This window comes from Paenibacillus sp. 01T422 (assembly GCF_056398785.1).
On sequence record NZ_JBFTQB010000738.1, the window covers coordinates 1 to 3,363 of the forward strand.

General features: G+C 35.6%; 3 protein-coding genes. 1 reads left to right on the forward strand and 2 read right to left on the reverse strand.

Annotated elements, in window-relative coordinates; genetic code table 11:
* Positions 1-166: 166 nt before the first annotated feature.
* Positions 167-1,258 carry a hypothetical protein gene (locus tag AC1DUA_RS30165; RefSeq protein WP_477503251.1) on the reverse strand — a complete coding sequence of 364 codons (1,092 nt, stop codon included), beginning with the start codon at positions 1,256-1,258 and terminating at the stop codon, positions 167-169.
* Between the two features lie 533 nt (positions 1,259-1,791).
* On the opposite strand from AC1DUA_RS30165, the gene AC1DUA_RS30170 reads away from it, so the two are divergent.
* Positions 1,792-2,085 carry a recombinase family protein gene (locus AC1DUA_RS30170; protein ID WP_477503252.1) on the forward strand — a complete coding sequence of 98 codons (294 nt, stop codon included), beginning with the start codon at positions 1,792-1,794 and terminating at the stop codon, positions 2,083-2,085.
* 529 nt (positions 2,086-2,614) lie between these two features.
* On the opposite strand, the gene AC1DUA_RS30175 is transcribed toward AC1DUA_RS30170, so the two are convergent.
* A complete protein-coding gene (locus AC1DUA_RS30175; RefSeq protein ID WP_477503253.1) occupies positions 2,615-2,980 on the reverse strand; it encodes a DUF4145 domain-containing protein in 366 nt (121 codons plus the stop codon).
* Between the last annotated feature and the right edge of the window lie 383 nt (positions 2,981-3,363).

The window sequence follows — 3,363 nt, forward strand, 5'->3', positions numbered from 1 at the left end:
GGACTGTCTTTCATATAAAAGATCAACAATGTAATAACTACGATACAAACAGATAGAATACTAATTACTCTTCTCATTATTCTTCTCCCTTCTTAATAAACTAAAAAATGTGACCTATTGGATGGCCAATAGGTCACTAAATATGTAGAAAAATCAAAATTGCATGCTAAGGAGTAAGGGTTCCCGCTTTAATTCTTACTTTCTCTTCATTTTGGGAAGTATAATCAACAAGAATACTTGTTTGAGGGTATCCATAAAAAAGTCCCCAATCTTGAGAGGTTACCGGATTATATCTTTGTCCAATTTCAACATTACTCCAGCGGACATAATTTAACTCAGATCCTGAATTAAGGTTTTGAGGTGCCTGGGCAATTGATGTTATTCTTTTAATTTTCATGCCTGTGCCATCTGAATAGAATTTATAAGATGAACCGAGCTCAGCTGTCAAGGCACCTCCGACAAAATATCCTGCTCTATTATAGCCCTCTGCAYATAATCCAACGTAATTTGTGGCTAACACATAAAAATCCATGTAAATACTCTGACCACCCTGAAAATTATAGTTATCAGGCATGACTATTGTACTCTCATTGGCCCCTTTAACAAACATACCCCAGGATTCTTTCCATGGTTCGGTACCAGATTCATAGTTATAAGCTAGTCCAATATCAATACCTTTTCCTCCAGAATCGACTGCGCCTGTGTATACATATGCTTTATCATTAGTTCCGCTAGCCATATAAATACCAGAGCCTTTTTTAGGCACATCTAGACTTGCACGAAGTCTGGAGTAACCTGTACCTGAGTATACTCTTCGATATGGTCCACTATTTGCATTCTCAGATTGATAATCCGGATATTTCCATCCCGTGCTAGTAATTCCTAGACTAGATTCTGCATCAACTTTATCTTCTTTAACGTTTTCTGTTTTTACCCATTGTGCCGGTAATTCTTTAAGTTTACCAGAATCATCTAACAAATTCTTGTTTTTGATTTTAAAATCTTCTTTTAAATTCTTTCTATTAGAAATGATGCTTCCATCAGCATTAATATGAATTATATTTTCTCTATGTTTTTCATCCATCAAAGACATTACTTCTTTTATTTTTTTCTTTTCATTGGCCGGTAGGTCCTTGTCAATGAGTACATCAATCTTTGCGTCCTCTTTGATAGCTTCTGGAGCATTATCAGCTGAGGCCATTGGGGAAACAATCATAGTTAATAATGATACCAACAAAATAGATTTTTTAATTTTCATCGTCCTTTTTCTTCCTCCTAAAAAATTAGTAATAAACTCCTAAAATATAGAATTTTATAGAAAAAACCACCTCCTTGAATTATAAAAAGTAAATAATACCATTATTTGGTATGTTTGCAAAGTAAATAATACCATTATTTGGTATATTCATCAAGTAAACTTTTATTAACATCCTATTTTAAAATGGAAATTCTGTATTTCCCTTGCGACAAGAGAAGGTTTTTTTGCTCTTCATAAGCAATTATCACACGCGAAAATGGAAATACTGTTACAATTGAAGGAAATAGCGAAATAGTATCTCTCAAGCTGCTAGTGAATAAATTAAAGCTTCTGCATAAGTTGATGTTATACCTATTAAGGAGAGGAAGCATAGTTTCAGGTTCCAAGAAGATTAATAGATGTTTATTTATTATTGCAGTTACATCACTTATTCTAACGGCAACTTTATAAGATACTTGTTGAAACATAATAGATGAATTTCCTAAGACACAAAGACGGAAAATTTCCGTGAGGATAGCAGTGGTCGGCACTGGATGGGTTTAGGAAGTGATAGAATTGTTGATCAACTGAATATTGAGGGATACAAGCCTTCGCGCTCCATGGCCTTTCAAAAGCCGACCATAAAAAGAAATATTAAAAACGAGGCGTATAAGGGTACTCTTGTTATTAACGATAGGAAGCGAGTAAAAGAAAACGGAAAATATGTTTACAAGATTCTCGAAACTGTGTCTACACTTAATGCTCACCCACCGATAATTCCCGTAGACGATTGGGAAAGAGCCACAGGTTACGTGAAGATCAGCCGATCAAGCGAGAAAGTAATGTGAGAAGCCAGCAATCGTCCTTGGAACGACAATGCTAAAAGATTTGATTTATTGTGGGGTCTGCGGTAAGAAGATGACCATTAGCAGAGAAAAAATGGTCCAATTCTTTAAAGCCTTGCACACATCAGTTGCCTAACAGTGCTGAAAAATGTAATAACTGCGGTGTTAAACTGAAGCATATAGAGAATAATGTTTTGAATACTCTTAAAAAGTACAAAAGTGAGATTGAAGTAGAATTGCCAAAATTACAAATGCACGACGTATCAAAAGTAGAGAACGATCTGCAGGAACGTTTGAAGAGAGTAAGATACACATATTGCGGAAAATAAGCAACAGCAGACTAATCTAATTGATTTGGGTGTTGCGGGGTTTTTACCTACGATGAGTTAAAATCCAAAAACAAGAATTATTAATCAGATGCAGCTGCTCGAAAAGTCCAAGGAGAACTTGACAAGGGGCTAGGAAATATAAATGTTACGTCCTATATTACAGAGTTGAAGCGAATTTTAGATATGCTTGATAATCTTGAATATCAAACGGCAGAAGGAAAAAATATGCTATTGTGCGAGAGCCACAAACCATTCATTCTTTGCTCCCGTTCGTGCCTAACCACATACCATTCCTTAATCAGAGTTTCAATTAGCTCTATTAATAATTGAGCCTCGTTTGGATCTACATCAACGATGGTATTGATATCTTTTTCCATATGCGCACCAATATTGCCAATTTTTCTTACCGCATCAATAGCACTCCAAGTAAGTGGGTCAAGGCTATCTTTGATAGCTCCAATCTCTTCAAATAAAGTTTTCCCAGATACACCCCAGTAGTCTCTGATCATTCCTTGTAGACACCTTCTTGAAAGGGTCGCTGATGCTTTTGGGCTTAGATCTTTAATCAAACATGCCTCATTATAATCATCAACGATTGGTATAGGGACATACTCAGGTAATTGCATTGAGACAGATGAGGGTAGAAGCGACTAAGACTTCAATGGATTTGAAGTATCCTTAATCCAAGAAGCGCCATGTCCACTATTCAACTTAGCTCCATGCATATGTGCTTTTAGCATAAACCTCTTACAATCAGGATTTGGACATAAAGTAAAGTCAACAGTTACAACTACCTTTCCAAATTCTGAATTGTCTATCATCATTACAATGTAAATGTTTTAGTTGATGGACGTAGGTCTGCAGTCGTTTTTGATCAAAATGGAGAAGTTTKTAATCAACAACGAGGTTTAAATTTGACAGACAAAGAAAAACTCAATGTTTGGAATGAAGC